Genomic DNA, 26,474 nt, shown 5'->3' with positions numbered 1-26,474 from the left:
TTCTCGTTTACGACTGGCGGACGATCAAATCAGCCGTTAACGGCGTCTTTCAGGCCCTTGCCGGGCGTGAACTTCGGCACGTTGCGGGCCGGAATATCGACTTCAGCGCCAGTCGACGGGTTGCGGCCCTTCGTTGCAGCGCGATGAGAAACGGTGAAGCTGCCGAAACCAGCAAGGCGGATGTCGCCCTTGTTCTTGAGTTCGGCCTGGACAACGTCGAAAACCGCGTCAACAGCGGAAGCCGCGTCAGACTTCGTCAGTCCTGCCTTTTCGGCGACTGCGGACACGAGTTCATTCTTGTTCATGTTTCCACCCCTTTCAAAATGGTATGAAACGACTCAAATCTAAGCTAGGCGCAGAATAGGTTTCATCAGGCCCGCCGGGAACCCAAAAGCCCTGCAAATCAAGGAAAAGCAAGCGTCTCCATGACGTTTTCACAAAAAGGCTGGCGTTTCCGCCAGCCTTTTTGTGTCTTTTGCGCCAATTGGGCATAAATGTGGCAAATGCCACTCAATGCGCTATGGCTACGCCCGAGTCATCAAGGCCTTCCACCGATGTGATGACAGGCGTTTCCACCGTGCCATCCCACTCGATCGGCTCCGGCCGGCGGATCAGCGCATGCTTGATCACCTCGCCCATCCGGGAGACCGGGATGATCTCCATGCTGTTCTTCACATTGTCCGGAATCTCCGCCAGATCCTTGGCGTTTTCCTCCGGAATCAGCACCTTCTTGATGCCGCCGCGAAGCGCTGCGAGCAGCTTTTCCTTGAGACCGCCGATCGGCAGCACCCGGCCGCGAAGGGTAATTTCACCGGTCATGGCCACATGCTTGTTCACCGGAATGCCGGTCATGATCGATACGATGGCGGTTGCCATGGCGACACCGGCCGACGGGCCATCCTTCGGTGTCGCACCTTCCGGCACGTGCACGTGGATGTCGTTCTTTTCGAACATCGGCGGTTCGATGCCGAAATCGACGGCGCGCGAGCGGACATAAGAGGCCGCTGCCGAGATCGATTCCTTCATGACGTCCTTCAGATTGCCGGTAACCGTCATGCGGCCCTTGCCCGGCATCATCACGCCTTCGATGGTCAGCAGTTCGCCACCGACTTCCGTCCAGGCAAGACCGGTCACGACGCCGACCTGATCCTCGCCCTCGGCTTCGCCATGGCGGAAGCGCGGGACGCCGAGATAGTCGGCAATGTTGGCGGCCGTCACGTGAACGGACTTCGTCTTGCCCTTGATGATCTCGGTGACCGCCTTGCGGGCGAGCTTCATCAATTCGCGTTCGAAGCTGCGGACACCGGCTTCACGGGTGTACTGCTGGCTGATCGCCATCAGGGCGTCGTCGCTGACCGAGAATTCTTCCGGCTGCAACGCATGTTCCTTGATGGCCTTCGGCAGCAGGTGCCGCTTGGCGATCTCGCGCTTTTCGTCCTCGGTGTAGCCGGCAATCCGGATGATCTCCATGCGGTCCATCAGCGGTGCCGGAATATTCAGCGTATTCGCGGTGGTGATGAACATCACATCCGAGAGGTCATATTCGACTTCCAGATAGTGATCCATGAAGGTCGAGTTCTGCGCCGGATCGAGCACTTCGAGCAGAGCCGAGGACGGATCGCCGCGGAAATCCATGCCCATCTTGTCGATTTCGTCGAGCAGGAAGAGCGGGTTGGACTTCTTCGCCTTCTTCATCGACTGGATGACCTTGCCGGGCATCGAACCGATATAGGTGCGGCGATGACCGCGGATTTCAGCTTCGTCGCGAACGCCACCGAGCGCCATGCGGACATACTCACGGCCGGTTGCCTTGGCGATCGACTGCGCGAGCGAGGTCTTGCCGACGCCCGGAGGGCCGACGAGGCAGAGAATCGGGCCCTTGATCTTGGTGGCCCGGGCCTGCACGGCGAGATATTCGACGATGCGCTCCTTGACCTTGTCGAGACCGAAGTGATCGGCTTCAAGGATCTTTTCGGCGTTGTTGAGGTCCGCCTTGATCTTCGACTTCTTGCCCCAGGGAATGCCGAGCAGCCAATCCAGATAGTTGCGCACGACGGTGGCTTCGGCCGACATCGGGCTCATCTGGCGCAGCTTCTTCAGCTCCGCATCGGCCTTTTCACGGGCTTCCTTTGACAGCTTGGTCTTGGCGATGCGCTCTTCCAGTTCGCTCATCTCGTCGCGGCCTTCCTCGCCGTCGCCGAGTTCCTTCTGGATCGCCTTCATCTGCTCATTGAGGTAGTATTCGCGCTGGGTCTTCTCCATTTGGCGCTTAACGCGCGAGCGGATGCGCTTTTCGACCTGCAGTACCGAAATTTCGCCTTCCATGAAGCCGAGAGCCTTTTCGAGGCGCTGTTTGACGCTCGTCGTCTCCAGCATCTCCTGCTTCTCGGTGATCTTGATCGACAGATGCGAGGCGACCGTATCGGCGAGCTTGGAATAGTCGTCGATCTGGCTGGCGGCGCCGACCACTTCGGGCGAGATTTTCTTGTTGAGCTTCACATAGCTTTCGAATTCGGAAACGACCGAGCGCGACAAGGCTTCCAGTTCGACCGGATCGTCATGCGGCTCCTCGAGCACATGGCCGAGCGCCTCATAGAAATCCTCACGGCTCGTATAGGTGTCGATTTCGGCGCGGGCGCGGCCTTCGACCAGAACCTTGACGGTGCCATCAGGCAGCTTCAGCAGCTGCAGTACGTTTGCCACCGTGCCGACATTGTGGATCGCCGAAGGGTCCGGATCATCGTCGCTGGCGTTGATCTGCGTCACCAGCATGATCTGCTTGTCCGAGCCCATGACCTCTTCGAGCGCACGGATCGACTTTTCCCGACCGACAAACAGCGGCACGATCATATGCGGGAAAACCACGATGTCGCGCAGGGGCAGAACAGGGTAGGCAGTGCTGCTCGCTACAGACGTTTTCTTCGTCATTTTATGTCCTTTCCATCGTCCCGTTGCCGGGCTCTCTGCACGGCCGCTTGGGACCCGGCCGGCACTCTCACTTGGCCTACAAGTGGAGGTTCTGACTACGCTTTTCAAGCCACGCTAACGCCCGCGTTCCACGGATGTGACAGCTTTATTACAACGGAACGCCAACACTATGAAGCGCGTGGCTGGACCGGCGCTTACCACTTCCGACCCGCTAAAATACAACGCCAGCAATAGGCTTACGGAATCGCTGCATCTTCACCAAGCACCGCCCCTTGCGCGACATCGGCAAAGGCAATTCCGGTCCCCACCGGCAAGATACTAACAGCGCCTCGCATGGTTTTTCAAATAGAAAGGGGCTCGCCCATGGCAAGCCCCTCAAAATAATGGTGCGAAAGCCACAAGATTACGCGGAAGCGTTGGCTTTTTCTTCCTGACGATCGGCATAGATGTAGAGCGGACGGGCCGAGCCGCGCACCACTTCCTCCGAGATCACGACCTCGCGGACGCCTTCCAGCGTCGGCAGTTCGAACATCGTGTCGAGCAGGATCTTTTCCATGATCGAACGAAGGCCGCGGGCGCCGGTCTTGCGCACGATCGCCTTGCGGGCGATTTCGCGCAACGCATCCTCATGGAAGGTCAGTTCCACATCTTCCATCTCGAATAGGCGCTGATACTGCTTTATAAGCGCGTTCTTCGGCTCGGACAGAATCTGGATTAGCGCGTCCTCGTCGAGATCCTCGAGCGTCGCCAGAACAGGCAGACGGCCGATGAACTCGGGAATGAGGCCGAACTTGACCAAGTCTTCCGGCTCCAGTTCGCGCAGGACTTCGCCGACGCGGCGGTCGTCCTGAGCCTTGACGGTCGCGCCGAAGCCGATCGAGGTCTTTTCGCCACGGGCGGAGATGATCTTGTCGAGGCCGGCGAATGCGCCGCCGCAGATGAACAAGATGTTCGTCGTGTCCACCTGCAGGAACTCCTGCTGCGGGTGCTTGCGACCGCCCTGCGGCGGAACAGATGCAACCGTGCCTTCCATGATCTTCAAGAGCGCCTGCTGAACGCCCTCGCCCGAGACGTCCCGAGTGATCGACGGATTGTCGGACTTGCGCGAGATCTTGTCGACTTCGTCGATATAGACGATGCCACGCTGCGCACGCTCGACATTGTAGTCAGCGGCCTGCAGGAGCTTCAGGATGATGTTTTCGACGTCCTCGCCGACATAACCGGCCTCCGTCAGCGTCGTCGCATCCGCCATGGTGAAGGGAACGTCAATGATGCGGGCAAGCGTCTGTGCAAGATAGGTCTTGCCGCAGCCGGTCGGACCGACGAGCATGATGTTCGACTTCGCCAGCTCGACTTCGCCGTTCTTAGAGGCGTGCGCCAGGCGCTTGTAATGGTTGTGAACGGCGACCGACAGGATCTTCTTTGCCTGCCGCTGGCCGATGACATATTCGTCGAGGACCTTGATGATGTCCTGAGGCGTCGGGACGCCGTCGCGGGACTTGACCATCGAGGATTTGTTTTCCTCGCGGATGATGTCCATGCACAATTCGACGCATTCATCGCAGATGAAGACGGTCGGTCCGGCAATCAGTTTCCGAACTTCGTGCTGGCTCTTTCCGCAGAACGAACAATAGAGGGTGTTCTTGCTGTCGCCGCCGTTGCTGCCGCTGACCTTGCTCATATCACTTTCCTTCCAGCACGCCGCATTTCAAGGCGAAATCGCGGTCCACTCTATCACTCCTGGCGGCACTCCGTTTCCGGAGCCTTTGCCGAGAAGGGCTTCAGGGGCTACGAACCGGTCCCAATCAACCATGTCCGGGTTCCGGCGGCAACGAATTCCCCTTCGAATGCCAAATGCTATGTCATAAAAATTCAACATAGCATTAATAGTTACTATTAGCGTCTTCGTCGCCGGATGAAAGCCTTGTTCGATCACAAATGAGATAGAACTGTGGCGAGGAAAACACCATCCCAATTAATTACTAGGCCTGCTCGCCTTCCATCTCAAGGCGCGACGTCAGAACCTTGTCGATCACGCCCCAGCCTTGGGCCTCGTCCGCATCCATAAAATGGTCACGATCGAGCGTCTTTTCAACTTCCTCATAGCTGCGGCCGGTGTGCTTGACATAGACCTCGTTCAGCCGACGCTTCATCTTCAGGATGTCGCGGGCGTGACGCTCGATGTCCGAGGCCTGGCCCTGGAAGCCGCCCGAGGGCTGGTGAACCATGATGCGGGAATTCGGCGTGGCGAAGCGCATGTCCTTATGGCCGGCCGCCAGCAGCAGCGATCCCATAGACGCGGCCTGGCCGATGCAGAGCGTCGACACCGCAGGCTTGATGAACTGCATAGTGTCGTAGATCGCCATGCCGGCGGTGACGACGCCACCGGGAGAATTGATATAGAGGGCGATTTCCTTCTTCGGGTTTTCCGCCTCGAGGAAGAGAAGCTGAGCGCAGACGAGCGTTGCCATGTGATCCTCGACGGCGCCGGTCAGGAAGATGATGCGTTCCTTCAACAGACGGGAATAGATGTCGTAGGAGCGTTCACCGCGGTTGGTCTGTTCCACGACCATCGGCACGAGGGCCATTGCGGTATCAACTGGGTTTCTCATGTGCGTCCTTTGTCAACGTCATGCCGGCAGGCCGGGAATCAAAGAAATTGTCTTATCCCTACATAGAGTGTCCCTGCCCTCCTCTTCAAGACACGCGTTTGGATAACGTTAAGAAGGCGGGCAAGGCGGCAAGGCTTCGACGCCGGCAGCCTCTTTCTCGCAAACGCCTGTCGGCCGCGAGCCCTCGATCTCGGCTCCCCCCGCTTTTCTCGATGACAGGATGAAGGAAAGGTTACTCCATTCGGCAGCGCTCACGCACGTTTACCCAACGGAAAGCCTATAGCCAGATAGCAGCCGAAAATCATGCCGCAGCGCAATGGCATTAAGGAACTGGCGAACTTCCTCCGCAAGGATGCGGGCCAACAGACAAGCCGACGGGCAAGGGGTTGCTGCCGTGTTCAATATCGCTACAGGTCTCGCCATCTGGTGTTCGGAGGCCATGACGCTCGCTTTGGTGCTTTTCGTCGCCTGGCGCCACAACGTCAGGAACGAAGCCTATCTCTATTGGGGCCTCGGCTTCTTTCTGACCGGCATCGGCTTTGCGATGATCTCGCTGCGCGGCGAAATACCCAGCCTGTTTTCGATCGAGGTGGGCAATGCCATCGCGCTGCTCGGCCAGAGCGCCTGGGTAGCGGGCTTTCTTGCACTCGACCGAAAGAAGATTGAATTGTGGGCTCTGCTGCCGCCGGCAATCTGGCTGGCCGGGGTGTTTCTGCCCTGGGTCAACACCGATTATTCCAACCGCGTCGTGCTCTATAATCTCGCTTCGGCGACGGGTGCCACGGCACTGGCCATGGCAGTCGCCGCCGGCGACATGCGCCGCGAGCGCACCCGCATCAAGCTGATGGGCGTGTTCGTCATCCAGGGCTGCCTATGTTTCGGCTCGGCGCTGACGATGGCGGTGACGCTGCCAAGCGATACCGAGGCAACCAATCTCGGCGGCGTCTCGGCAATGGCTAGCGCCTTCCTGCTCACCATCGCCTTCGCGCTCACATGCCGTCTGGTCATGGAGCGCTCCGAACGGCACTTGCGTGCGATGACACTGACCGATTCCCTGACCGGCGTGCTTAACCGCCGTGGCCTGCTCGGCTATTTCGAATCCATCCAGGAGAGAGCCCATAGCGAGCAGCGGCAGGTCGCGGTGGTCCTTTTCGACCTTGACCATTTCAAACGCGTCAACGACCGCTTCGGCCATCAGTCCGGCGACGCCGTGCTCACCGCTTTCGCGCGCATGGCCCGGCAGTATATTCCAAACAACATCTTCGGCCGCATGGGCGGTGAAGAATTCGCCGCCTTCGCGGCCGTCGCGGACCAGACGGAAGCCGAGGCGATCGCCGAAGCTATCCGCACCGAATTCTGCCGCCTTCCCGTCAGCACCGGCGAGTCTATCGTTCCGGTCACCGTCAGCATCGGCATTGCGCTCGCCTCCTCGATCGAAGCCAATATGGACAAGCTGATCTCGGCCGCCGATCGGGCGCTCTATGCGGCCAAGGCCGCCGGCCGCAATTGCACGGTCACCTTCGGTGAGGCGGAAGCGGCGGCCCTGGCGCCTACCACGCCGAGCACCGCCGCCGGCGAACTCGTGCCGACGGTCGACGACCAGGTCGAGGCGCTGCGGCGCATGGGCGCGCTCTCACGGGCCGGCTAGCAGTAATTCCGAAAAACAGAATCAATCTTCAGGCTTAGACACAGATCTTAAAGTCGTTGGCGCCCGATCCCGCGCGCCTCGCTTCCGGCAGGCACTCCTCACCCCTCATCTTTTCGAGGCCCTGCAAATCCGCTAAGCCTTCGGTTCATGACGATACCGCCTTTCCTCTCGATCGACCCTGCCCTCCGCCATGTCTCGCTGGACGCCCGCAATCCGGCCTTTTACGGCAATCCGAATGCCGTCTATGCCGCACTTCACGCCCATTGTCCGACCTTCTACTGGACCGAGCAGAAACAGTGGTTCTTCACCGGCTACGACAATGTGAACGGGCTGCTGCGCGACCGCCGCTTCGGCCGGCAGATCCTGCATATTGCCAGTCGCGAGGAGCTCGGCCTAGGCGAGCCGATGGCGCATCTTGAGAGTTTCGATCTCTCGGAACGTTATTCCCTGCTCGAGCTCGAACCGCCGGAGCACACGCGACTGCGCACGCTCGTCAACCGCGCCTTCGTCTCCCGCCATGTCGAGAAGATGAAGCCGGAGCTTGTCGAGCTAGCAAACCGGCTAATTGACGACTTTGTGGGGAGGCGCGAGGTCGAGCTGCTCTCGGCCTTTGCCGACATCATCCCGGTGACGATGATTGCCCGGATGATCGGCATCCCCGAGGAGATGGGGCCGCAATTGCTCGCCTGGTCGCATGCCTACGTCCGCATGTACATGTTCGGCCGAACGCGCGAGCAGGAGGACGAGGCCGAAAGGGCGGCGAGGGAATTTTCCGACTATGTCAGTGGAGTTATCGCGGAACGCCGGGCCGAGCCGCGCGACGACCTGCTGACCCACATGATCCACACGGAGCACAAGGGTCAGTATCTCACCGAAGAAGAACTCATCTCAACGACGATCGTGCTGCTCAATGCCGGGCACGAAGCGACCGTGCACCAGATCGGCAACTCCGTGCACACCATCCTCAACAGCGGCTGCGATCCTGCGGAGCTCTTCCGGGACGAAGCCACCACCGAGCGAACGGTCGAGGAAACCCTGCGCATCTGTGCGCCGGTTCACATCTTCCAGCGCTGGGCTTTGGAGCCTGCCGAGATCGACGGTATCTCCTTCAAGCGCGGCGACAAGGTCAGCCTCATCCTCGCCGCGGCCAATCTCGACCCGGCTAGATTCACCGATCCCCTCGCCTTCCGGCCGGATCGCGACGAGGCGCCCAACCTCTCCTTCGGCGCCGGCATCCATTTCTGCATCGGCGCACCGCTGGCGCGGCTGGAGCTCAACGTCGTGCTGCCCCTCCTGTTCGAGCGGCTTTCCGGCCTCAGGCTGGCGAGGACGCCCGTGGTCAAGGACGTCTATCATTTCCACGGTCTCGACCGGCTGGATCTGCGGTGGTGAATGCCCCTTAGTAGATCAGCCGTACCGCCCGGTGATGTAATCTTTTGACCTTCATTGACTGGAAACTTTCAGGGGCCGGCCCGTATTCTACCACATAGCCTGATGTCGCAATCTCGTGGCATTAGGCTGCTTGTTCTTGAAGCTTGCTGGATATGTCGAACGCCGACATGGGTTTTCCGATTAAATAGCCTTGCAGTTGGTCGCAGCCGGCCTCCCGCAATATCGCTGCCTGGTGCATATTCTCAATGCCTTCTGCGGTGACCGGAATCTGCAGGGCGGTCGCCAGAGAGATGGTTGCCTTGAGAACATCGGCACCGTTCGAGGCCTGGTCGAGAGCGGACACGAGCGATCGGTCGATCTTCATCCGATCAAAGCCAAACTGCCGCAATGCGCCAATACTTGCATAGCCGCAGCCGAAGTCATCGAGCGCGAATTTGATACCGACCTGTTTTAGGTGATCTATCGACCGGCGGGCCTGATCCGGATTTGTCATGAGGACACCTTCGGTGATCTCCAATGTCAGGCGCCTCGGATCGAAATCGAGTTCCTGCAGGAGCGAGATCACCTCGGCGGCAAATTCCGGGTTGCAGAGCTGGACCGGCGAAACGTTGACGGACAGCGCCAGACCGGGCCAGTTCTTGGCATGCTCGATCGATGTCTTCAGCATATGCTCGCCGAGCGCATCGATGAGGCCGCATCTTTCGGCAAGCGAAATGAAAATCTCCGGGCTGATATTTCCTGTCGCAGTCCGCCAGCGGGCCAGCGCTTCAAGACCGGTGACAGCACCCGTCGTTGCAGAGACGAGAGGTTGGAAAACGGCTTCGATCGCACCGTTGCTTATGGCGCTCTTCAACTGGCTTTCCAATTCAGCGACCCTTTGGCGCTCCCGATCCAGCTCGAAATCGTATTCGATCGCCCGGCCTCTGCCATTCTCCTTGGCGCGATAGAGCGCCATATCAGCCCTGCGCAGAAGCTCCAAAGGCTCGATGTCTCCGTCACGCGCAGCAGCACCGATGCTCGCGCCAACCTCGATCGTTCGTCCATCGATTTTGAAGGGATCGGCAAACAGGGCCAGAATGGTCTCTTCTATCTCCTGGCGCGCGGCGGTTCCGACCTGCACCAGAGCAAATTCGTCGCCTCCGAGCCGCGCCGCGGCGACGACTTCTGAATGGCAGGCGCTCAGCCCGCTCGAAACGATCCGGATGAGGTCATCCCCAACCGCATGCCCCCAGGCATCATTGACCGCCTTGAAGCCATCGAGATCGACCAGATAGAGCCGAGGCGGCGAAATATCCGAGCCTTCCAGCTCTTCCAGCAGGGCGAGAAGCCCGTGCCTGTTCAGCAGGCCGCTCAGGCTATCGTGGTTCGCTTCGAATATAGCTGCCAGCGCCAGTTGGCGCAGGCGCCGCGCCTCGGATGCGCCCACCAGCAGAACGCCGACCAGGAACAGCACGAGGATGATGGTGGCGGCTGCAACATAAGGATAGACCTGCTGGAACACGGCGCTTCCCGGCGCTTTGCTCGGCCAGACGAGATGGCCCAGGACGGCCCCCTTCATGTCCGTGATCGGGGTGTTCAGAAGGCCCGGCTGGGGCGCGGCTGCAAGGCGCAAGCCCTCGAGTTCGTGTTCGTTCGAAAGTGTGCCAAGAACTTCCGAGTTGAATTCCTTGTAGAAGCTCAGCACGCTGAGCTCCGGGAGCTCGCCCTCCTCATCATAAGGCTGAATTGCCTGTGACGCGATCAGCGCGATCCCAGTTTCGGTCTTGATGAAGTTGACCACCGGCGCCTGTTCGAAATCGGCGGCTGTGTTGATCTGCCGGAAGAAGGCCTGGCCGAAGAAAGCACTCGGCTCGATCGGTTTGCCTTTGCCATAGGCGGAGATGACGGAGGAGCGGTCGGGACCGATCACGATCGCGCCGTCATAGAGCGGGTAGTCCTCGCTGGTCTTGCCCCAGTTCTCATAGGCCCAATCCGCGGCGCCGGCAGATGAAATCGCCTTATAGGCATCATCCCATACGGCGTTATCAGTCGTTGTGGCGCTCAGGCGACTGACAAAGGCTGCGATCGACGCGCGAGCGGCGCGGTTGGCCCTTGCATCGTCGATCTCGTTCGCCGACCGGGTCATGGTGGCGACGACGTGGGCCACAAGGCCAGTCAGTACGAGCGCGACGACGAGGAAGCAAACTGTTGTCACAATGATGGAAGACGTCTGGGTTCGAACGTGCCTACCCGCAAGATTTGACGACATGCCAATCCCGAAAAGAATGAATTGCAAGGCCATGTCTGTAGTGACTGCAGGAGACATCATGTCCGCAATGCGCTGCAGATCAGATCTAGCATTTTGACGATGCAGGTCCCATTAATGGGAAAGATCAAATGCCTTCTATCCGCGAAAATGAAGCGGTTATTTCAGGAGAAACAGCCATAATCGCCGCAAACCGGGACAGGCCCGGCATCGTCACAGTCCATCCGCAGCCGCTGCTCAAATCTTGATCACGTAGTCCTTGCGAGTCGTTTCAACGACTTCCCAGGTTCCCTTGAAGCCGGGTCTCAGGATCATCCGGTCGCCGCCCTTCAGGTGGACCGGCTCACCGCCGTCCTCCGTGACGATCGAATGACCGGACAGCAGGTTGAAATATTCCCACTCCTCGTAAACGATCCGCCACTTGCCGGGTGTCGCCTCCCAGATGCCGGAATAGAGGCCGCCTTCCGACTCCTCCAAGTTCCACGTACGGAACTGCGGGTCGCCGGAGATGATCCGGCCGGGGTCCGGGGCACCGAACTCCGGTTCGATGCCATCGATGTTGAAGGTGATGAAATTGGTGGCGGTCACCATGGGTCCCTCCGATCTCAGATGTTGTTCGTCACATACGTTTGACAACACCCCCGTTGAAATCATTGAGTTTCAAAGGAGACGACTTCACGTAGTGTGGCTGTTTCCTCACATTCCATTGCTCAGGTATAGGCCTTACGTCAAATACCTTGACCAACTCTGCAACCAGAACGTAGATCATTGTTTTGTTGACTGTTTTCGCACATCTTTAGTCGCCGAGGCCGGTGCCCTGGACGGTCAACCCTCGGCAACTTGCACCGTCGACATCATCGAAATTGAGCCGCATAGTTGATGGCTAAGCCTTGCCGATCCGCATGAACATTGTCGGCGTCATCTCCGGCTTGCTCAGGCTGTATACCTCATAAGCCGCTTTCGGATCGTCCCCCATTCCCAGCGAGCCGGCAGGCATGCCCGGCACTGCAAGACCGGCAATACGGGGTTTCTCGCTCATGACCTTTTCGACGGCTTCCAATGGGACGTGTCCTTCGAAGAAGTAATCGCCCACCACAGCGGTGTGGCACCCCTGCATGTTTTCTGGGATGCCAAGCTTGGCCTTCATTGCCATGAAATCCTCATCGCGAACAACGACGTTGAAATCAGCGTCGGCCATGGCTTTCGACCAAGCCTCGCAACACCCGCAGGTCGGGTCCTTGTAGACGTCCATCCGGAGCTGGGATGCGGACACAGGTCGCGTTATGGCAGCAATAGCACTTGTCGCCGCCAGGCACATGAAAGCTCTGCGTTTCATGCTCGTTTCTCCTTCCGTTGATATTCGATTTCGTCAGGCTCGGCAGTTGCGAAGCCTGCTTCAGAGAGCGACCATCCCTTTATCAATCCGTAGACTGCCGGGATGACGACCAGTGTCAGGATGGTTGAAGACACCATCCCACCGATCATAGGCACGGCGATCCGCTGCATGATCTCCGAGCCGGTTCCAGTGCGCCACAGGATCGGAAGCAGCCCGGCCATGATCGCGACGACCGTCATCATCTTGGGCCGTACGCGCTCGACTGCTCCAATCATGATGGCGCGGTTCAGGTCCTGCCGTGTGAAGTCCCTTCGTTCCGCGAGCGCTTCGGCCTTCTGCTCGTTCATCGCATGATCGAGATAGATCAGCATGATGACACCTGTCTCCGCGGCGACGCCCGCCAGTGCTATGAAGCCGACCGCCACCGCGACGGAAGCGTTGAAGCCCAGCCACCACATGAGCCAGATGCCGCCTACCAGGGCAAAGGGCAGCGACAGCATGACGATCATCGTTTCGGTCAGCCGCTTGAAGTTAAGATAGAGCAGCAGGAATATCAGGGCCAATGTCAGCGGGACGACGATTGTCAGCCGCGCTTTTGCTCGCTCCAGGTATTCGAACTGTCCACTCCAGGCGACGGAATAGCCGGGGGGCATCCTAACCTTGTTGGCGACAGCCTTCTGTGCCTCAGCCACGTAGCCGCCGAGATCGCGGTTGGCGATATCGACGAAGATATAGACCGCCAGTTGGCCGTTTTCGGTTCGGATCGTCGTCGCCCCACGTGTGAGCTTGACTTCGGCCACCTCTCCGAGGGGAACGTTCCCGCCGCCGGGCAACGAAACAAGGACGTCCCGTGCGATAGATTGAGGGTCGCTTCGGGTGGATCGCGGATAGCGGATCGCTACGCCGTACCGCTCCCGGCCTTCCACGGTCGAGGTCACGACCTCCGAACCAAGCGCCTTTCCTATCACAGTCTGAACGTCGTCTACAGTCAAACCATAGCGTCCGAGCGCGATCCTGTCGGGAACGATATCCAGATAGTAGCCGCCGATTACCCGCTCGGCATAGGCGCTTGAGGTGCCCCGGATCGTCTTCAGGACGGCCTCGATTTGCCGGGCCACCTTCTCCATTTCGCCGAGGTCGGTGCCATAGACCTTGACCCCGACGGGCGTTCTGATGCCGGTGGAGAGCATGTCGATACGAGCGCGGATCGGCATGGTCCAGGCATTCGAAACGCCCGGGAATTGCAGGGCCGCATCCATCTCCCGCTTGAGGCTTTCCGTGGTCACCCCTGGCCGCCACTGTGACTTTGGCTTCAAGGTGATGATAGTCTCGAACATCTCCGTCGGTGCCGGGTCCGTGGCAGTCAGCGCCCTGCCGGCCTTGCCGAACACGCTTTCAACCTCAGGGAAGGATTTGATGATGCGATCCTGCGTCTGCATCAACTCCGCCGCCTTGGTGACGGAAATCCCCGGCAGTGTCGTCGGCATGTACATCAGCGTGCCTTCGTCAAGGTTCGGCATGAACTCGCTGCCGATATGCTGAACAGGCCAGACGCTTGCGGCGAGGATCGCAACGGCGGCAAGGATCGTCAGCGTCTTCACCTTGAGCACTCCCGATATGATCGGTCGATAGACCCAGATCAGAAACCGGTTCAACGGGTTCTTATGCTCGGGAACGATCCGGCCCCGTACGAAGACGACCATAAGCGCCGGAACCAGCGTGACCGACAGGAAGGCAGCTGCCGCCATGGCGAAGGTCTTGGTGTAGGCTAGTGGACCGAAGAGCCGCCCTTCCTGCGATTCCAAGGTGAAGATCGGCAGGAAGGAAACCGTAATGACCAGCAGGCTGAAGAACAGCGCCGGCCCGACCTCGCTGGCCGCCGCCACCAGTACCTCGATCCTTGGCTTGTCCGGCGGCGCTCGTTCCAGATGCTTATGGGCATTCTCGATCATGACGATGGCGGCGTCGATCATCGCCCCGATTGCGATGGCAATCCCTCCGAGGCTCATGATGTTCGCACCGATCCCCAAGAATCTCATGGCGATGAAGGCGATCAGGATGCCGACAGGGAGCATGATGATGGCGACAAGAGCACTCCGCAAATGAAGCAGGAACGCGACCGTCACCAGCGCGACCACGATGGATTCCTCGACGAGCGTCCCTTTGAGTGTCTCGATGGCGGCTTCGATCAGCGTCGAGCGGTCGTAGACCGGAACGATCTCCGTCCCCGCTGGCATACTGGTCTTGACCCCGTCGATGCTCTTCTTGACGTTGTCTATGACGGTCAGTGCATTGGACCCGAACCTCTGGAGGACGATGCCGCTCGCGACCTCGCCGTCACCGTTCAATTCGGTGATCCCGCGCCTTTCATCCGGAACAAGCTCGACCCTCGCGACATCTGCCAGCCGCAGAGGCACGCCGTTAGTCGACTTCAGGGTGATGTTCTCGATATCGCTAACACTCTTGAGGTAGCCACGCCCCCGGACCATGAATTCGAATTCGGAAAGCTCGATGGTCCGGCCGCCAACGTCCGTGTTGCTTGCCCGGACGGCGTTGGCGATATCGTTCAAGGAGACACCCTGCGCTTTCAGGCGCGAGGGATCGACGACGATGGAATATTGCTTCACGAAGCCGCCGACACTTGCGACCTCGGCGACACCTTCGGACTTCGCGAGCCCGAAGCGGATCACCCAGTCCTGCAACGAGCGTAGCTCTGCAAGCGTCAGGTTCTGGGCGACAACTGCGTATTGATAGACCCAGCCCACACCAGTGGCATCGGGCCCAAGCGTTGGCGTGACCCCCTGTGGCAGTCGGTTCGACACCCCGTTCAGGTATTCCAGCACGCGGCTCCTTGCCCAATACGGATCGGTGCCGTCCTCGAAGATCACGTAGACGAAGGAGGAGCCGAAGAAAGAAAACCCACGAACGACCTTGGACTTCGGGACCGTCAGCATCGATGTCGTCAGCGGATAGGTCACTTGGTCTTCGACGACCTGCGGCGCTTGGCCGGGGTATTCGGTATAGACGATGACCTGGATGTCCGAGAGGTCGGGAATGGCGTCGAGCGGAAGGGACCGGAGTGCGTAGATACCTGAGGCAACCAGAAGTGCGGCGGAGACGAAGACAAGCAGAAGATTGTGCGCAGACCAGGAGATGGCTTTAGAGATCATGGCTTTGCCTCCTCGGTCATCGAACTCAACGCAGAATTCAAATTGCTCTCTGCATCGAGGAGGAAGTTCGCCGCAACGACGACCTTGTCGCCCGCGACGATGCCCTTGAGGATCTCCGTGTGCTCGCCGCCACGAACGCCTACGGAGACATCCTTGGGCTCGAAGCGTCCGTCGCCCTTGTCGATGAACACTACCCGGCGGTCGCCCGTGTCGATCACGGCGCTCGACGGAACACTAACCACAGGCTTGGGCGCACCCGCTTCGATCTCGACGTCGGCGTACATGTTCGCCAGAAGCAGTCCATTGGGGTTCGCCAACTCGATCCGGACCTTCGTCGTCCGCGTCTGCTCTTCGATCTGTGGATAGAACAAGCTGACAGTACCGGAGAACGACTGCCCAGGCAGGCTTCTAACCGAAACCTTGACCGGAGACCCGATCTTCACGGAGCCAATGTCGTATTCGGGAACTTCGGCAACGATCCAAACCGTGGAGATGTCGGCGATCTTGAACAGAGGGTCGCCGGGCTTCGCCATCATACCCGTGGTCGCCAAGCGCTCCAGGACGACCCCGTTGCGCGGCGACATGTAGTCTATGCTCGTCGGGACCTGGCCTTTTGCAGCAATCCCGTCGATGACCTCTTGAGGCACGCCGAGGTTCTTCAGTCGGAGCGCGGAGCCGCTTTCCGTTGCGCGGCCAGCGCTCCTTCCTGCCGCGAACTCTGCGCCGGCGGTCGCGATTTCCTGGGAGTAGAAGCTGAAAAGCTTCTGGCCCTTCGACACACGGTCGCCCGTCGTGATGCCAGCCACCTCATCTACGAAGGAGTCCGTTCGCATCGAGATGACGCTCACAAGCCTTTCGTCCCAGGTAACAGTTCCGGGAACCCGTACCTTCCGGGATATGGCCGCCATTTCGGCGACCGCAGTCTTCACGCCTGTCCGCTGCAGCTTGCCGAGGGAAACCTTGACCGTAGAAGCATCAGCCTGATCACCCTCGTAAACAGGAAGGTAGTCCATCCCCATGCTGTCTTTCTTGGGAACCTTCGACGTGTCCGGCAGACCCATGGGGTTGCGGTAATAGAGAATTTTGCGCTGTTCCTGTGCCTGCTCAAGCACGGGCGCTGCGCTTTGGGAAGCGTCCTTCGCCGCCACGACGCCAGAGGCGTCGAAGCTGATGTCGGCAGTCTGCCTGACAGCGACGAAGTCACGGCCGTCGGCAGCCTTCTTGGCCTGGCGCGAATACTCGGGGCGACCATCGGGATGGCGGTAATAGATAATGCTTCCGGTGCCGACGGGGATCACCGGCTCCGCCTCTGCAGACGCCAACCTTAGCAAATAGTCGAGCTGTTGCTGGCCAACCCCAGTGGCACCAGCCAAGTACGCTCCCCCGCCGATCACGGCGAAGGAGGTTACGGCGACCAGCCATGTGGTCGTCTTCACGGGGTAGCCTTTACGACGACTTCACCATTCACGGTTTCGCCTTCGCCCTGCACCTTGGCCCCGATCTGAAAGCGCCAACCGCCTTCCATGCTGAGGTTCGTCTTGAACTTGTAGGTTCCGGGCTGCGAAGACGGAAGCTCCTCGACCGGGGTCGCCATCATCTCCATGCCCTCGGGAGCCATGTCCATCCGGGTCGTGAAAATGACCGCATCCGAGACGAGACTGCCCGTCCTCTTGTCGACGAGGCGTACGGAGACTTCGGCTGCCGGCCCCGTCTTCACCTCGGACGGGAAAAGCTGGAACTCATAGTCTTGTGCGCCAGCGTGGGCACCGGAAAGTGAAAGAGCGGCATAGGTGATTGTTGCGAGCAGCGCCCGCGAAAGGAGGTTGGTTTTCTTCATGTTTGACTACATCTATTTTGCGGAAAGCCATAGGCATGCCGCGAACAATGGTTGCCGAACGCGTCGTGGAACCAGCGTCAGCGTTTCGCAATTGTCGATATAGTCAGGCTCTTGGGGGTCGGGCGGGCGGCTCCGGGACAGCCGATGCCAAGCTGGCATCGCGGGAAACGCGGAAGGAGATGGCCAGAGGGAGCGCCAAATCGCCAGACGGCAGCTGCAGAGGATGGACAAAGACCATTGAGGCGCAGATCAGCGCCAACGGGCAATTCTTCTGGCAGTCAGGCGCAACGGGCTGGGCTTTGGGGCAGCACGGCATGTCGTCCGCCGCCCCTGCCGTTTCCGTTTCAGCCGCAGACATGTGCATATCGGGCATCGAGTTCGACACCGACATACTAGCCGAAGCGGCCATCGCGCTTTCGGCAACGCCGATGCTCACCGGGCCAAACACGACCCCGAGCATTGCGAGCACGCCAAGCATGCGCTGGAACACGAAGATGACCCTCATACGACTATTCTGGCACGCGGTTTTCGCCTCGGGCAAGTGGCACACGAAAGATTGAACGTTGCGTTAACCTCCATCCGTCATAGTGAGAAGGCTTACAGAGGCATACATCCCACCTTTTTCTTCTTGGAATGGATGGCTATTTGAGAGAGCTCAGGCCGGTCGCCAAGCCAGTGTAGGACCCGGCCCTCTCCCTCGCCCCCCTGAATTGGGCTTCCGGGCCCGCCATCCCGCGACCGCTGTCGCGCGGCAAGGGGTTAACAAACGGCCTTCGAGCACCACAAATTTAAAATGCCGCTTTTTCAAAGTTCGAGCGCCGAAAGCGCCCTGTTTTCAGGGCTCCTCGGCGGTCGACTCAATACAACCTGCTCAAAAAAGTTGTCAAAGGTGCTGACGTACGAGTCAGATATACGTGACGAACTACATCAGATCCTCGAGAGCGCCTGCTCGAGATCGGCGATGATGTCCTTGACGTCTTCGATCCCGACGGAAAGGCGCACCACGTCGGGTCCGGCACCGGCGGCAATCTTCTGCTCGTCGTTCAACTGCCGATGCGTTGTCGAGGCCGGATGGATGACGAGCGAGCGGGTGTCGCCGATATTGGCAAGGTGGGAGAAGAGTTCAAGTCCTTCGACCAGCGTCTTGCCGGCCTCATAACCGCCCTGGACGCCGAAGGTGAAGACGGAGCCTGCGCCCCTGGGCGAATAGCGCTGCTGCAGGGCATGGTTCGGATCGTCTTCAAGGCCGGCATAATTCACCCAGGCGATCTTGCTGTGCGCCTTCAGCCATCTCGCCACGGCGATGGCATTGTCGCTGTGGCGCTGCATCCTGAGAGGCAGTGTTTCGATACCGGTTAGGATGAGAAAGGCATTGAAGGGCGAGATCGCCGGCCCGAGGTCGCGCAGGCCGAGAACGCGGGCAGCGATCGCGAAGGCGAAATTACCGAATGTCGCGTGCAGCACCATGCCGTTATATTCCGGCCGCGGGCTCGAGAGCATCGGATAATTGCCTGACTTCGACCAGTCGAAGGTGCCGCCGTCGACGATGAGGCCCCCCATGGAATTGCCATGGCCGCCGAGGAATTTCGTCAGCGAATGCACGACGATATCGGCGCCGTGTTCGATCGGACGGATGAGATAGGGTGTTGCCATCGTGTTGTCGACGATCAGCGGCAGGCCATTGCGATGCGCGACGTCGGCAATCGCGGCGATATCGACGAAGGTACCGCCCGGATTGGCAAGGCTCTCGATAAAGATGCCGCGAGTCTTGTCGTCGATCTGGCTCTCGAAGCTCGCCGGATCGGCGGAATCGGCCCAACGCACCTGCCAGCCGAAATTCTCGAAAGCATGGCCGAACTGATTAATCGAGCCCCCATAGAGCTTGCGGGCGGCGATGAAATTTTCTCCTGGGCGCATGATGGTGTGAAAGACGATCATCTGCGCCGCGTGGCCGGAGGCGACGGCAAGGGCTGCCGTGCCGCCTTCGAGCGCGGCGACGCGCTCCTCCAGCACGGCCTGCGTCGGGTTCATAATGCGGGTGTAGATGTTGCCGAACGCCTGCAAGCCAAATAGGGCGGCGGCATGATCGGAATCGTTGAAGACGAAAGCGGTCGTCTGATAAATCGGCGTTACCCGCGCGCCGGTCGCCGGGTCGGGCTGTGCGCCCGCGTGGACCGCCAAGGTGTTGAATCCAGGATCATTCTTGGCCATCTCGCCCTCCAATTATTGCTGACGGGCAGGATCATAGCCTGCCGGCAGCGAAAGTTAACCGCGATCCGTTTCAAGCCTTGGGCGTTCGGTGGAAAATCCGTCTCAGCGCAGCCCTGCTCAGGCAATGAGACGGGGATATTCGATCGCCGGGCAGCGGTTCATAACCACTTTGATGCCGGCAACCTCCGCCTTTGCCGCCGCGGCATCGTCGCGGACGCCAAGCTGAGCCCAGATGACCTTCGGCAACGGCCTCAGCGCCAACGCCTCCTCGACGATACCATCGAGATATTCGGAGGCGCGAAAGACGTCGACCATATCAATCGGCACCGGAACGTCGGCAAGCCGGGCATAGACGGTGCGGCCCTGGATCTGTTTGCCCGCCTGCCCCGGATTGACGGGTATGACCTCGTAGCCGCGCGACAACAGATAACCCATGACGCCGTTGCTCGGTCTGGCCGGATTGGGCGAGGCACCAGTCAACGCGATGGTCTTTACCGACTGCAGGATTCCGGCGAGATAATCATCCGTGTAGACGTCGTGATCCATTTCCGTTTCTCCATTCCGGGAATGCCTTTGAGCCCGCCGGCATTTTTCGCATTTCGGTTAAACCGGCTGCACATGTTTTGCGTATATAGCAGTTGAATGGCCCTGAGGATGATTCAATGAGAAAAATTGCTCTTGCCCTTCATGCTTGTGCTCGCCGCTACGCCGGCCTTGGCGATCTCGCGCCGCAACAGTAGTTATTGTGACGCGACCGCTTAGCGGAATGGACGCATATCCCTGCAAAGGACGATCCCCGCTGCCCCGTTTTGAACTGCCAAAGCATAGACAACCTTGACGGGATGCTTTCCATTCCGCATCATCAGCTTTGACATTTTTGCGCCGTGGCTGCGGCAGGCTGCATACGCGTTTCGCGTTTGCGAATAGGTTTCCGGCTCAATCGCGCGCTGCGATTTATCCATCATGATACAATCATAAGCTTTATAATTCACGTATGTCAAAGTTATAGAATAATATCTGTATTTCAGCAACATAGAAAGATCCACTCGTGAATTCCCCCAGTCTGTTTTCTTGTTATGTTCACTGCAAGATCACTTTATGTTCTCGCGTCCATTAGAAACATCTCATAGTTGAGAAGATCGCGTGGATTGAACGCATATCGCGCGCACGTAAAAATTGTCGACAGACCCCGCCATTGTCTGGGTATTGAAAGGGTGGTATTGGAGCTCGGAAAGCATCCGCACCCGCGGCAATGCATTTTCGTGCAAATCCCAGTTGTCTTTCCAAAAGTTTGCCCTGTTGGACGAAGCGCTTGCCTTCCTCCGCGCAGCACCGGATTTATCCATTGCCCCTCGACGTCATCCTGCTCGTTCTGTTCGGTGCGTTCCTGCATGCGACATGGAATGCGATCGTCAAAGCGGGAAGTGATAAATCCCTTGATGCGGCGCTGATTTCGGCCGGCGGCGCGGTGTCTGCTCTGCCGTTTCTGGCATTTTTGCCATTGCCGCAAAGCGCTGCCTGGCCGTTCATCGGCGCTTCGGCCATCCTGCAGTTCGCCTATTTCCAGCTGGTAGCCGCCGCCTACCGAGCCGGTGATATCGGCCTCGTCTATCCGCTGATGCGTGGTTGCGCGCCGTTGCTGGTCGCTGCGACAAGCGGTGTCGTCCTGCGGGAAAACCTTTCCGGCGCCGCTCTGGCCGGTATCATGACGATTTCAGCCGGCGTCCTGACGCTCGCCCTGGAGGCTCGGCGAAATAGCGGCCGTGCGGTCGCCTTCTCCATTGCCAATGCTTTCGTCATCGCCTGCTACACCTATGTCGACGGCATCGGCGCGCGCCTTTCAGGCAATGCGGTTTCTTATACGTTGTGGATGTCGCTGCTACCGCCCATGCTGTTGTTTGTGTGGGCGGCGTCCCAGCGCGGCAGCTTGATGGTGCTGCGTCACGTTCGCCGCAACTGGTGGCGTGGTCTTATCGGCGGCGCGGGATCGATTGCATCCTACGGACTGGCACTTTGGGCGATGACGAAGGCGCCGGTGGCGACGGTTGCCGCACTACGGGAAACTTCGATCCTTTTTGCGCTGGTAATCTCCGTTGCGGTATTCAAGGAAAAAGCAGGTATCTGGCGTTACGTCGCCGGCATCGTCATCGCGATGGGCGTGCTGTTTCTGAAACTCGCCTGATCATTCGCCCTTCCATTCCGGCTTGCGTTTGCCGAGAAAGGCGCCGATCCCTTCCTGCGCATCCCGCGTCAGCATGTTCTCCACCATAACCCTGGAGGCGTAGTCATAGGCCGCCGCCACCGGCATTTCGAGCTGGCGATAAAACGCTTCCTTGCCGATTTTCAGGATCAATGGCGATTTGCCGGCAATCACGGCTGCATACTTGGAAACGACCTGCGCCAGATATTGCTTCGGCACGATCCGGTTGACGAGGCCGAAATCCTTGGCGGTCGAGGCGTCGATCGTTTCGCCGGTCAAGAGCATCTCCATAGCCTGCTTGCGGTGCGCGACACGGGAAACGGCGACCATCGGCGTCGAACAGAACAGGCCGATATTGACGCCCGGCGTGCAGAAGGTCGAAGTGTCGGTGCAGATAGCCAGATCGCAGGAGGCGACGAGCTGACAGCCCGCAGCCGTTGCAAGCCCATCGACCTCGGCGATGACAGGTTTTGGCAGATGCGCAATCTTCAGCATCAAATCGGCGCAGAGCCGGAAGCTCTTCTCGAAGAAAGCGGCGCCCTGATCTTCGTCGACGCGATGGGCCGTGAGTTCCTTGAGGTCATGGCCGGCGGAAAAGACGGCGCCGGTCGAGGCGATGACAACCACGCGCACATCCGAATCCACCTCCGCCTTTTCGAGCTCGGCCATCAGCGCTTCGAGAAGCGCGATCGACAGCGCGTTTGCGGGCGGGTCGTTAAGCACGAGCCGCAGCACGCCGTCGTGCAACGAGCGGAGCAACAATCCCTCCGTTTTGCCTGCTTCCTTTCGGAAGGATACGATCTCGGCCATGATGGGTGCTCCCTGCGCTCGATTTCCATCTAGCCGTTCTGCCACAAGGCGCCGCCAATTTCGAGCAGGATCCTGCCCTGCCCCGCCGCCGTCTGGGTCAGAACCAGAACCATGATTTCGACGTCTCCGCTTTCACCTGCGCAGGGGTGAGACCGATGTCGCGAAGTTCGTCATCGCTGAGGTCCGAGAGCCTACGGCGGCTGCGACGCTTTTCGAGCCGACCCTCGATGGCCGCCAGTAGCCACCAGCCCAGGCGCCTCATCGCGCGAAGTTTCAGCCGAAGGGCGTCGCGCGGTGTCTCTAGGATTTCGCCAAATTCCACAGTCATCTCTTGATCCTTTCCTGGTGGAGGAAAGATGCGCTGGAAGGCGCGCCAAAAGAAGCTTATGGATATTATGATATGCATAAGGATTTCTTTGGTATGCCCCTTAACCTCGATCAGTTGGCAACCTTCATCAATGTCGTCGATCTCGGAAGCTTTACGGCCGCCGCCGACAAGGAAGGCGTGACGCAACCGGCCGTGAGCCTGCAGATCAAAGGGCTCGAACAGCGGCTCGGCGTCAGGCTGATCGAGCGCGTCGGACGGCGGGCGCAACCGACGGCGGCGGGCCTCGACCTGCTTTCTCATGCAAGGCGTCTGCTTCAGGAAGCGGCCACGGCGGAAGAAGCGATGATGCCCCACAGGGATGGCGCCAGCGGACGGGTGCGCATCGGCAGCGGCGGCACGGCCTCGATCCATCTGCTTCCCGGCGCCATCGCCGCCGCACGGAAATCCATGCCCGGCCTCGAAATCACCGTCTCCATCGGCAATGCAGACGATATTTTGCGCGATCTGGAGGCCAACAGTCTCGACATCGCCGTCGTGGCCCTGCCGGCATCGGGACGGAACCTGGAGATCGAACCCTTCTACGAGGAGGAATTGCTGGCCGTCGCCCCCGCGGGCAGCCCGGTGCCCGAGGGTGGACCGGACGCCGCCTTCATGCGCGACAGGACACTGCTCCTCTATGAGGGCGGCAATACGAGGCGGGCAATCGACGCGTGGCTGGCCGCCCCGGAAACCAGGATGCGACCGGCGATGGAGTTCGGCAGTATCGAGGCAATCAAGGAGCTTGTGGCGGTCGGACTCGGCTGGTCGATCCTGCCGGGGCTGGCGGTGAAGCGCGACCGAGGCAGGCCCCTGACGACGTCGTCGCTGCAGCCGAAGCTGACACGCCGCCTCGGCATAGTTCTTCGCCGCGACAAACATCTGACACGCGGCCTTCGGGAGGTGATAAAATGTCTGCGTGCGTTGGGAGATTAGCGGTCGCCCTCGGCCAAAGCGCGCTCTCCGAAAGGGGCAGGCCGACGTGAAAAATGTCAAATTCGGCAGATTTTCAAGCGACAAATTTGAGGTATGATAACACCACACTAGTAACTCATTGTTTTCCTTTTAGTTTTTTTTGAGCGACCGCAGAGCCCGATATTGACCCTATGTCACATCCGCTTTATACACCGCGCCAGAACGCAGCCTATCCGGGCTGCTTTCTTTTTGGCACGTTCGCGCTTGCCAATCCAAGCAACAAGAAACGCCCTTCCAGCCTTCGGGCCAAGGGTCCCAAAAGAGAGTATTCACTATGGCAACCTTCTCCCAGAAGCCCGCAGAGGTGGAGAAGAAGTGGGTGATCATCGACGCCGAAGGGCTGGTCGTTGGCCGTCTCGCTTCCATCATCGCTATGCGCCTGCGCGGCAAGCACAAGGCAACCTTCACCCCTCACGTTGACGACGGCGACAACGTCATCGTAATCAATGCCGACAAGGTCGTTTTCACCGGCAAGAAGTATTCCGACAAGGTCTACTACTGGCACACCGGTTATGCCGGCGGCATCAAGGAACGCACCGCACGCCAGATCATCGAAGGCCGCTTCCCGGAGCGCGTCCTCGAAAAGGCGGTCGAACGCATGGTTCCGCGCGGCCCGCTCGGCCGTCGCCAGATGAAGAACCTGCGCGTCTACGCCGGCTCCAACCATCCCCATGAAGCCCAGCAGCCGGTCGCCCTCGACGTCGCCGCGCTCAACAAAAAGAACGTAAGGAGCGCCTGATCATGGCTGACCTCTCCTCCCTGAAGGATCTCGGCACGGCTTCCGAAGCTGCTGCTCCGGCCCATGTCCGCAAGGTCGATTCGCTCGGCCGCTCCTACGCCACCGGCAAGCGCAAGAACGCCGTCGCCCGCGTCTGGGTCAAGCCGGGCTCCGGCAAGATCATCATCAACGGCAAGGAATTCGCGGAATATTTCGCCCGTCCGGTGCTGCAGATGATCCTGCGCCAGCCGATCGTCGCGGCTGCCCGTGACGGTCAGTTCGACATCGTCGCAACCGTTGCCGGCGGCGGCCTGTCCGGCCAGGCCGGCGCCGTTCGCCACGGCCTGTCGAAGGCGCTGACCTACTTCGAACCGGGCCTGCGCTCGGTGCTGAAGAAGGGCGGCTTCCTGACCCGCGACAGCCGCGTCGTCGAACGCAAGAAGTACGGCAAGGCGAAGGCCCGCCGTTCGTTCCAGTTCTCCAAGCGTTGATCGCTTCGGACAGACGGAATTACGAAGGCCGGGGAAACCCGGCCTTTTTGTTTGCTGGTTTGAAGAAACTCCTGGGATCGCCTGCGCCAGCCGCCATTGCCGCATCCCGGTTCTGCTGATAGAAATTCGGCAAAGCGCTTCGCGAACGGGCGAACCCGCAGCCAAGGTCGCATAATGGGAACAACCAAGTCCGCAGACAACTAGGCCGCAACAACTGCGCTGTTGTTGCGGCATCTGTCCCAGCAGATCCTGATGAAAAGACAGATCGCCGCCGAATGAAATCATTTGAGCGGATCTTACCCATGTCTTATCCGAAAATTCCGTCCTGGAATTATTCCATGCCTGCAGCCATGTTGCTGATGGCTCCTTTCGACGTCCTCGCGTCGCTTGCCATGGACATCTATCTCCCGGTCGTGCCGATGATGCCCAAGGCGCTCGGCACCTCGCCGGAAGTCATCCAGTTGACCCTCAGCCTTTATATGCTCGTGCTCGGCGTCGGCCAGATCGTCTTCGGTCCGATCTCCGATATCGTCGGGCGACGGCCCGTGCTGCTCGGAGGGGCGGCGCTCTTTGCTCTTGCATCCTTCCTGCTTGCCGGGACCTCCTCCGCGTCGCTGTTCGTTGCCCTGCGATTGCTGCAAGGCATCGGCGCCTCAGCGGCGCTGGTCGCCACCTTCGCGACGGTGCGCGACGTTTACGCGGAACGGCCGGAAAGCAGCGTGATCTACAGCCTGCTCGGATCCATGCTGTCGCTTGTGCCCGCGCTCGGGCCGATCGTCGGAGCGGTGATTGCCGAGCGCTATGGCTGGCAAACGATCTTTCTGGTCATCGGCCTGATCTCGATCGTCGCAATTCTCAATGCCGGTATGCGGTGGCATGAAACCCGCCCGACTACTGCGGCGGCAACCATCGCATTGCGCCCGATCTTCGCGAGCTTTCCCTTCTGGATCTACACGGCCGGCTTCAGCGCGGCGATGGGAGCCTTCTTCGTCTTCTTCTCCACCGCGCCACGCATCCTGATCGATCGAGCCGGCTTTTCCGGCATCACCTTCAGCGTCATCTTCGCCTCGGTGGCATTGGTGATGATCGTGACGGCGCGCTTTGCCAAACGCTTCGTCAGATGCTGGGGCATCGCGGGCAGCCTCGCAAGAGGCATGGCGATGCTGCTACTCGGCGCGGTGATGCTCGCCACGGGAGAGATGTTTCTGCAGGCGCCGCTTGTCGGCCTCATCCTGCCGATGTGGATCATCGCGGTCGGCATTGTCTTTGCGACAGCCGTCACGGCCAACGGAGCGCTCGCGGCTTTCGGCGATACCGCGGGAACGGCCGTGGCGCTCTACTTCTGCGTCGAAAGCCTGCTGGTCGGTATTGCAGGCACATTGTTCGTATTTCTGCTCGATGGCGACACGGTCTGGCCGCTCGCTGGTTACACCGGCGCGACAGCGCTGATAACGCTGGCCGGATTGCGCCAGCTTCCGAAGAAGGCAATCTGACGAAGCTGCTGCGGAATGGCGGCAGAGCGGTCAACCGAGGGATC

At 59.6% G+C, this 26,474-nt stretch carries 22 protein-coding genes and 1 pseudogene; 9 read left to right on the top strand and 14 right to left on the bottom strand.

Annotated elements, in window-relative coordinates; all coding sequences use genetic code 11:
• Positions 1-29 precede the first annotated feature (29 nt).
• The 4 genes from hupB to clpP form a co-directional block, all read right to left on the bottom strand.
• On the bottom strand, positions 30-305 hold the full coding sequence (hupB, locus tag J2J98_RS07905) for a DNA-binding protein HupB (protein ID WP_003558438.1): 276 nt from the start codon (positions 303-305) through the stop codon (positions 30-32).
• Positions 306-510: 205 nt separating this feature from the next.
• A complete protein-coding gene (gene lon, locus J2J98_RS07900) occupies positions 511-2,928 on the bottom strand; it encodes an endopeptidase La (protein ID WP_138395123.1) in 2,418 nt (805 codons plus the stop codon).
• A gap of 403 nt (positions 2,929-3,331) precedes the next feature.
• Positions 3,332-4,609: an ATP-dependent Clp protease ATP-binding subunit ClpX gene (gene clpX, locus J2J98_RS07895; protein ID WP_004680013.1), complete on the bottom strand. Its 1,278-nt coding sequence runs from the start codon at positions 4,607-4,609 to the stop codon at positions 3,332-3,334.
• Between the two features lie 301 nt (positions 4,610-4,910).
• Positions 4,911-5,540 carry an ATP-dependent Clp endopeptidase proteolytic subunit ClpP gene (gene clpP, locus J2J98_RS07890; protein WP_038688182.1) on the bottom strand — a complete coding sequence of 210 codons (630 nt, stop codon included), beginning with the start codon at positions 5,538-5,540 and terminating at the stop codon, positions 4,911-4,913.
• Between the two features lie 394 nt (positions 5,541-5,934).
• Between clpP and J2J98_RS07885 the strand changes: the two genes are divergently transcribed.
• Both J2J98_RS07885 and J2J98_RS07880 read left to right on the top strand, forming a co-directional pair.
• Positions 5,935-7,188 (top strand): GGDEF domain-containing protein, encoded by a 1,254-nt coding sequence (locus J2J98_RS07885; RefSeq protein ID WP_207602807.1) that lies wholly within the window; start codon positions 5,935-5,937, stop codon positions 7,186-7,188.
• A 147-nt stretch (positions 7,189-7,335) separates the two neighbouring features.
• Positions 7,336-8,580 (top strand): cytochrome P450, encoded by a 1,245-nt coding sequence (locus J2J98_RS07880; protein ID WP_207602806.1) that lies wholly within the window; start codon positions 7,336-7,338, stop codon positions 8,578-8,580.
• Positions 8,581-8,701: 121 nt separating this feature from the next.
• Here J2J98_RS07880 and J2J98_RS07875 read toward each other — a convergent pair whose 3' ends face one another.
• The 6 genes from J2J98_RS07875 to J2J98_RS07850 form a co-directional block, all read right to left on the bottom strand.
• Positions 8,702-10,828, bottom strand: coding sequence for a bifunctional diguanylate cyclase/phosphodiesterase (locus tag J2J98_RS07875; protein ID WP_207602805.1), 2,127 nt, complete (start codon positions 10,826-10,828; stop codon positions 8,702-8,704).
• A 234-nt stretch (positions 10,829-11,062) separates the two neighbouring features.
• Complete coding sequence (locus J2J98_RS07870) at positions 11,063-11,416, bottom strand: cupin domain-containing protein (RefSeq protein ID WP_064711203.1); 354 nt, start codon at positions 11,414-11,416, stop codon at positions 11,063-11,065.
• Between the two features lie 292 nt (positions 11,417-11,708).
• Complete coding sequence (locus tag J2J98_RS07865) at positions 11,709-12,161, bottom strand: DUF411 domain-containing protein (protein WP_207602804.1); 453 nt, start codon at positions 12,159-12,161, stop codon at positions 11,709-11,711.
• Entirely contained in the window at positions 12,158-15,331 is a 3,174-nt protein-coding gene (locus J2J98_RS07860; RefSeq protein ID WP_207602803.1) for an efflux RND transporter permease subunit, read from the bottom strand. The genes J2J98_RS07865 and J2J98_RS07860 overlap by 4 nt, the downstream gene beginning before the upstream one ends.
• Positions 15,328-16,767 (bottom strand): efflux RND transporter periplasmic adaptor subunit, encoded by a 1,440-nt coding sequence (locus J2J98_RS07855; RefSeq protein WP_246569399.1) that lies wholly within the window; start codon positions 16,765-16,767, stop codon positions 15,328-15,330. Before J2J98_RS07855 ends, J2J98_RS07860 begins: the two co-directional genes overlap by 4 nt.
• Positions 16,764-17,168, bottom strand: a complete 405-nt coding sequence (locus tag J2J98_RS07850; protein WP_138395117.1) for a FixH family protein — start codon at positions 17,166-17,168, stop codon at positions 16,764-16,766. Before J2J98_RS07850 ends, J2J98_RS07855 begins: the two co-directional genes overlap by 4 nt.
• A gap of 179 nt (positions 17,169-17,347) precedes the next feature.
• Here J2J98_RS07850 and J2J98_RS07845 point away from each other — a divergent pair, with 179 nt between their 5' ends.
• Positions 17,348-17,728, top strand: a complete 381-nt coding sequence (locus tag J2J98_RS07845) for a hypothetical protein (protein WP_207602802.1) — start codon at positions 17,348-17,350, stop codon at positions 17,726-17,728.
• A 367-nt stretch (positions 17,729-18,095) separates the two neighbouring features.
• On the opposite strand, the gene J2J98_RS07840 is transcribed toward J2J98_RS07845, so the two are convergent.
• Both J2J98_RS07840 and J2J98_RS07835 read right to left on the bottom strand, forming a co-directional pair.
• Positions 18,096-19,379, bottom strand: coding sequence for an O-acetylhomoserine aminocarboxypropyltransferase (locus J2J98_RS07840; protein WP_138395115.1), 1,284 nt, complete (start codon positions 19,377-19,379; stop codon positions 18,096-18,098).
• 117 nt (positions 19,380-19,496) lie between these two features.
• Positions 19,497-19,925: a CoA-binding protein gene (locus J2J98_RS07835; RefSeq protein ID WP_138395114.1), complete on the bottom strand. Its 429-nt coding sequence runs from the start codon at positions 19,923-19,925 to the stop codon at positions 19,497-19,499.
• 116 nt (positions 19,926-20,041) lie between these two features.
• On the opposite strand from J2J98_RS07835, the pseudogene J2J98_RS30270 reads away from it, so the two are divergent.
• Together J2J98_RS30270 and J2J98_RS07825 are read left to right on the top strand one after the other, a co-directional pair.
• Positions 20,042-20,251, top strand: a pseudogene (locus J2J98_RS30270) (hypothetical protein).
• Between the two features lie 473 nt (positions 20,252-20,724).
• Positions 20,725-21,561, top strand: coding sequence for an EamA family transporter (locus tag J2J98_RS07825; protein ID WP_064707078.1), 837 nt, complete (start codon positions 20,725-20,727; stop codon positions 21,559-21,561).
• On the opposite strand, the gene J2J98_RS07820 is transcribed toward J2J98_RS07825, so the two are convergent.
• Complete coding sequence (locus J2J98_RS07820; protein WP_207602801.1) at positions 21,562-22,389, bottom strand: enoyl-CoA hydratase; 828 nt, start codon at positions 22,387-22,389, stop codon at positions 21,562-21,564.
• Positions 22,390-22,486: 97 nt separating this feature from the next.
• Positions 22,487-22,717, bottom strand: coding sequence for a YjiS-like domain-containing protein (locus J2J98_RS07815; protein ID WP_138395111.1), 231 nt, complete (start codon positions 22,715-22,717; stop codon positions 22,487-22,489).
• A gap of 72 nt (positions 22,718-22,789) precedes the next feature.
• On the opposite strand from J2J98_RS07815, the gene J2J98_RS07810 reads away from it, so the two are divergent.
• From J2J98_RS07810 to cml, 4 genes are all read left to right on the top strand, one after another.
• The gene (locus J2J98_RS07810) at positions 22,790-23,689 is read left to right on the top strand and encodes a LysR family transcriptional regulator (protein WP_207602800.1); all 900 of its coding nucleotides are present in this window, start codon (positions 22,790-22,792) and stop codon (positions 23,687-23,689) included.
• A 313-nt stretch (positions 23,690-24,002) separates the two neighbouring features.
• Positions 24,003-24,467 carry a 50S ribosomal protein L13 gene (rplM, locus tag J2J98_RS07805; protein WP_012483399.1) on the top strand — a complete coding sequence of 155 codons (465 nt, stop codon included), beginning with the start codon at positions 24,003-24,005 and terminating at the stop codon, positions 24,465-24,467.
• 2 nt (positions 24,468-24,469) lie between these two features.
• Positions 24,470-24,937 carry a 30S ribosomal protein S9 gene (gene rpsI / locus J2J98_RS07800; RefSeq protein WP_047616469.1) on the top strand — a complete coding sequence of 156 codons (468 nt, stop codon included), beginning with the start codon at positions 24,470-24,472 and terminating at the stop codon, positions 24,935-24,937.
• 302 nt (positions 24,938-25,239) lie between these two features.
• Positions 25,240-26,430 carry a CmlA/FloR family chloramphenicol efflux MFS transporter gene (cml, locus tag J2J98_RS07795; RefSeq protein ID WP_207602799.1) on the top strand — a complete coding sequence of 397 codons (1,191 nt, stop codon included), beginning with the start codon at positions 25,240-25,242 and terminating at the stop codon, positions 26,428-26,430.
• The last annotated feature ends 44 nt before the right edge of the window (positions 26,431-26,474 follow it).

It is taken from the genome of Rhizobium bangladeshense (assembly GCF_017357245.1).
GTDB lineage: Bacteria > Pseudomonadota > Alphaproteobacteria > Rhizobiales > Rhizobiaceae > Rhizobium > Rhizobium bangladeshense.
The sequence above is the reverse complement of the archived record's forward strand: the minus strand, read 5'-3'. Positions and strand labels throughout refer to the sequence as shown.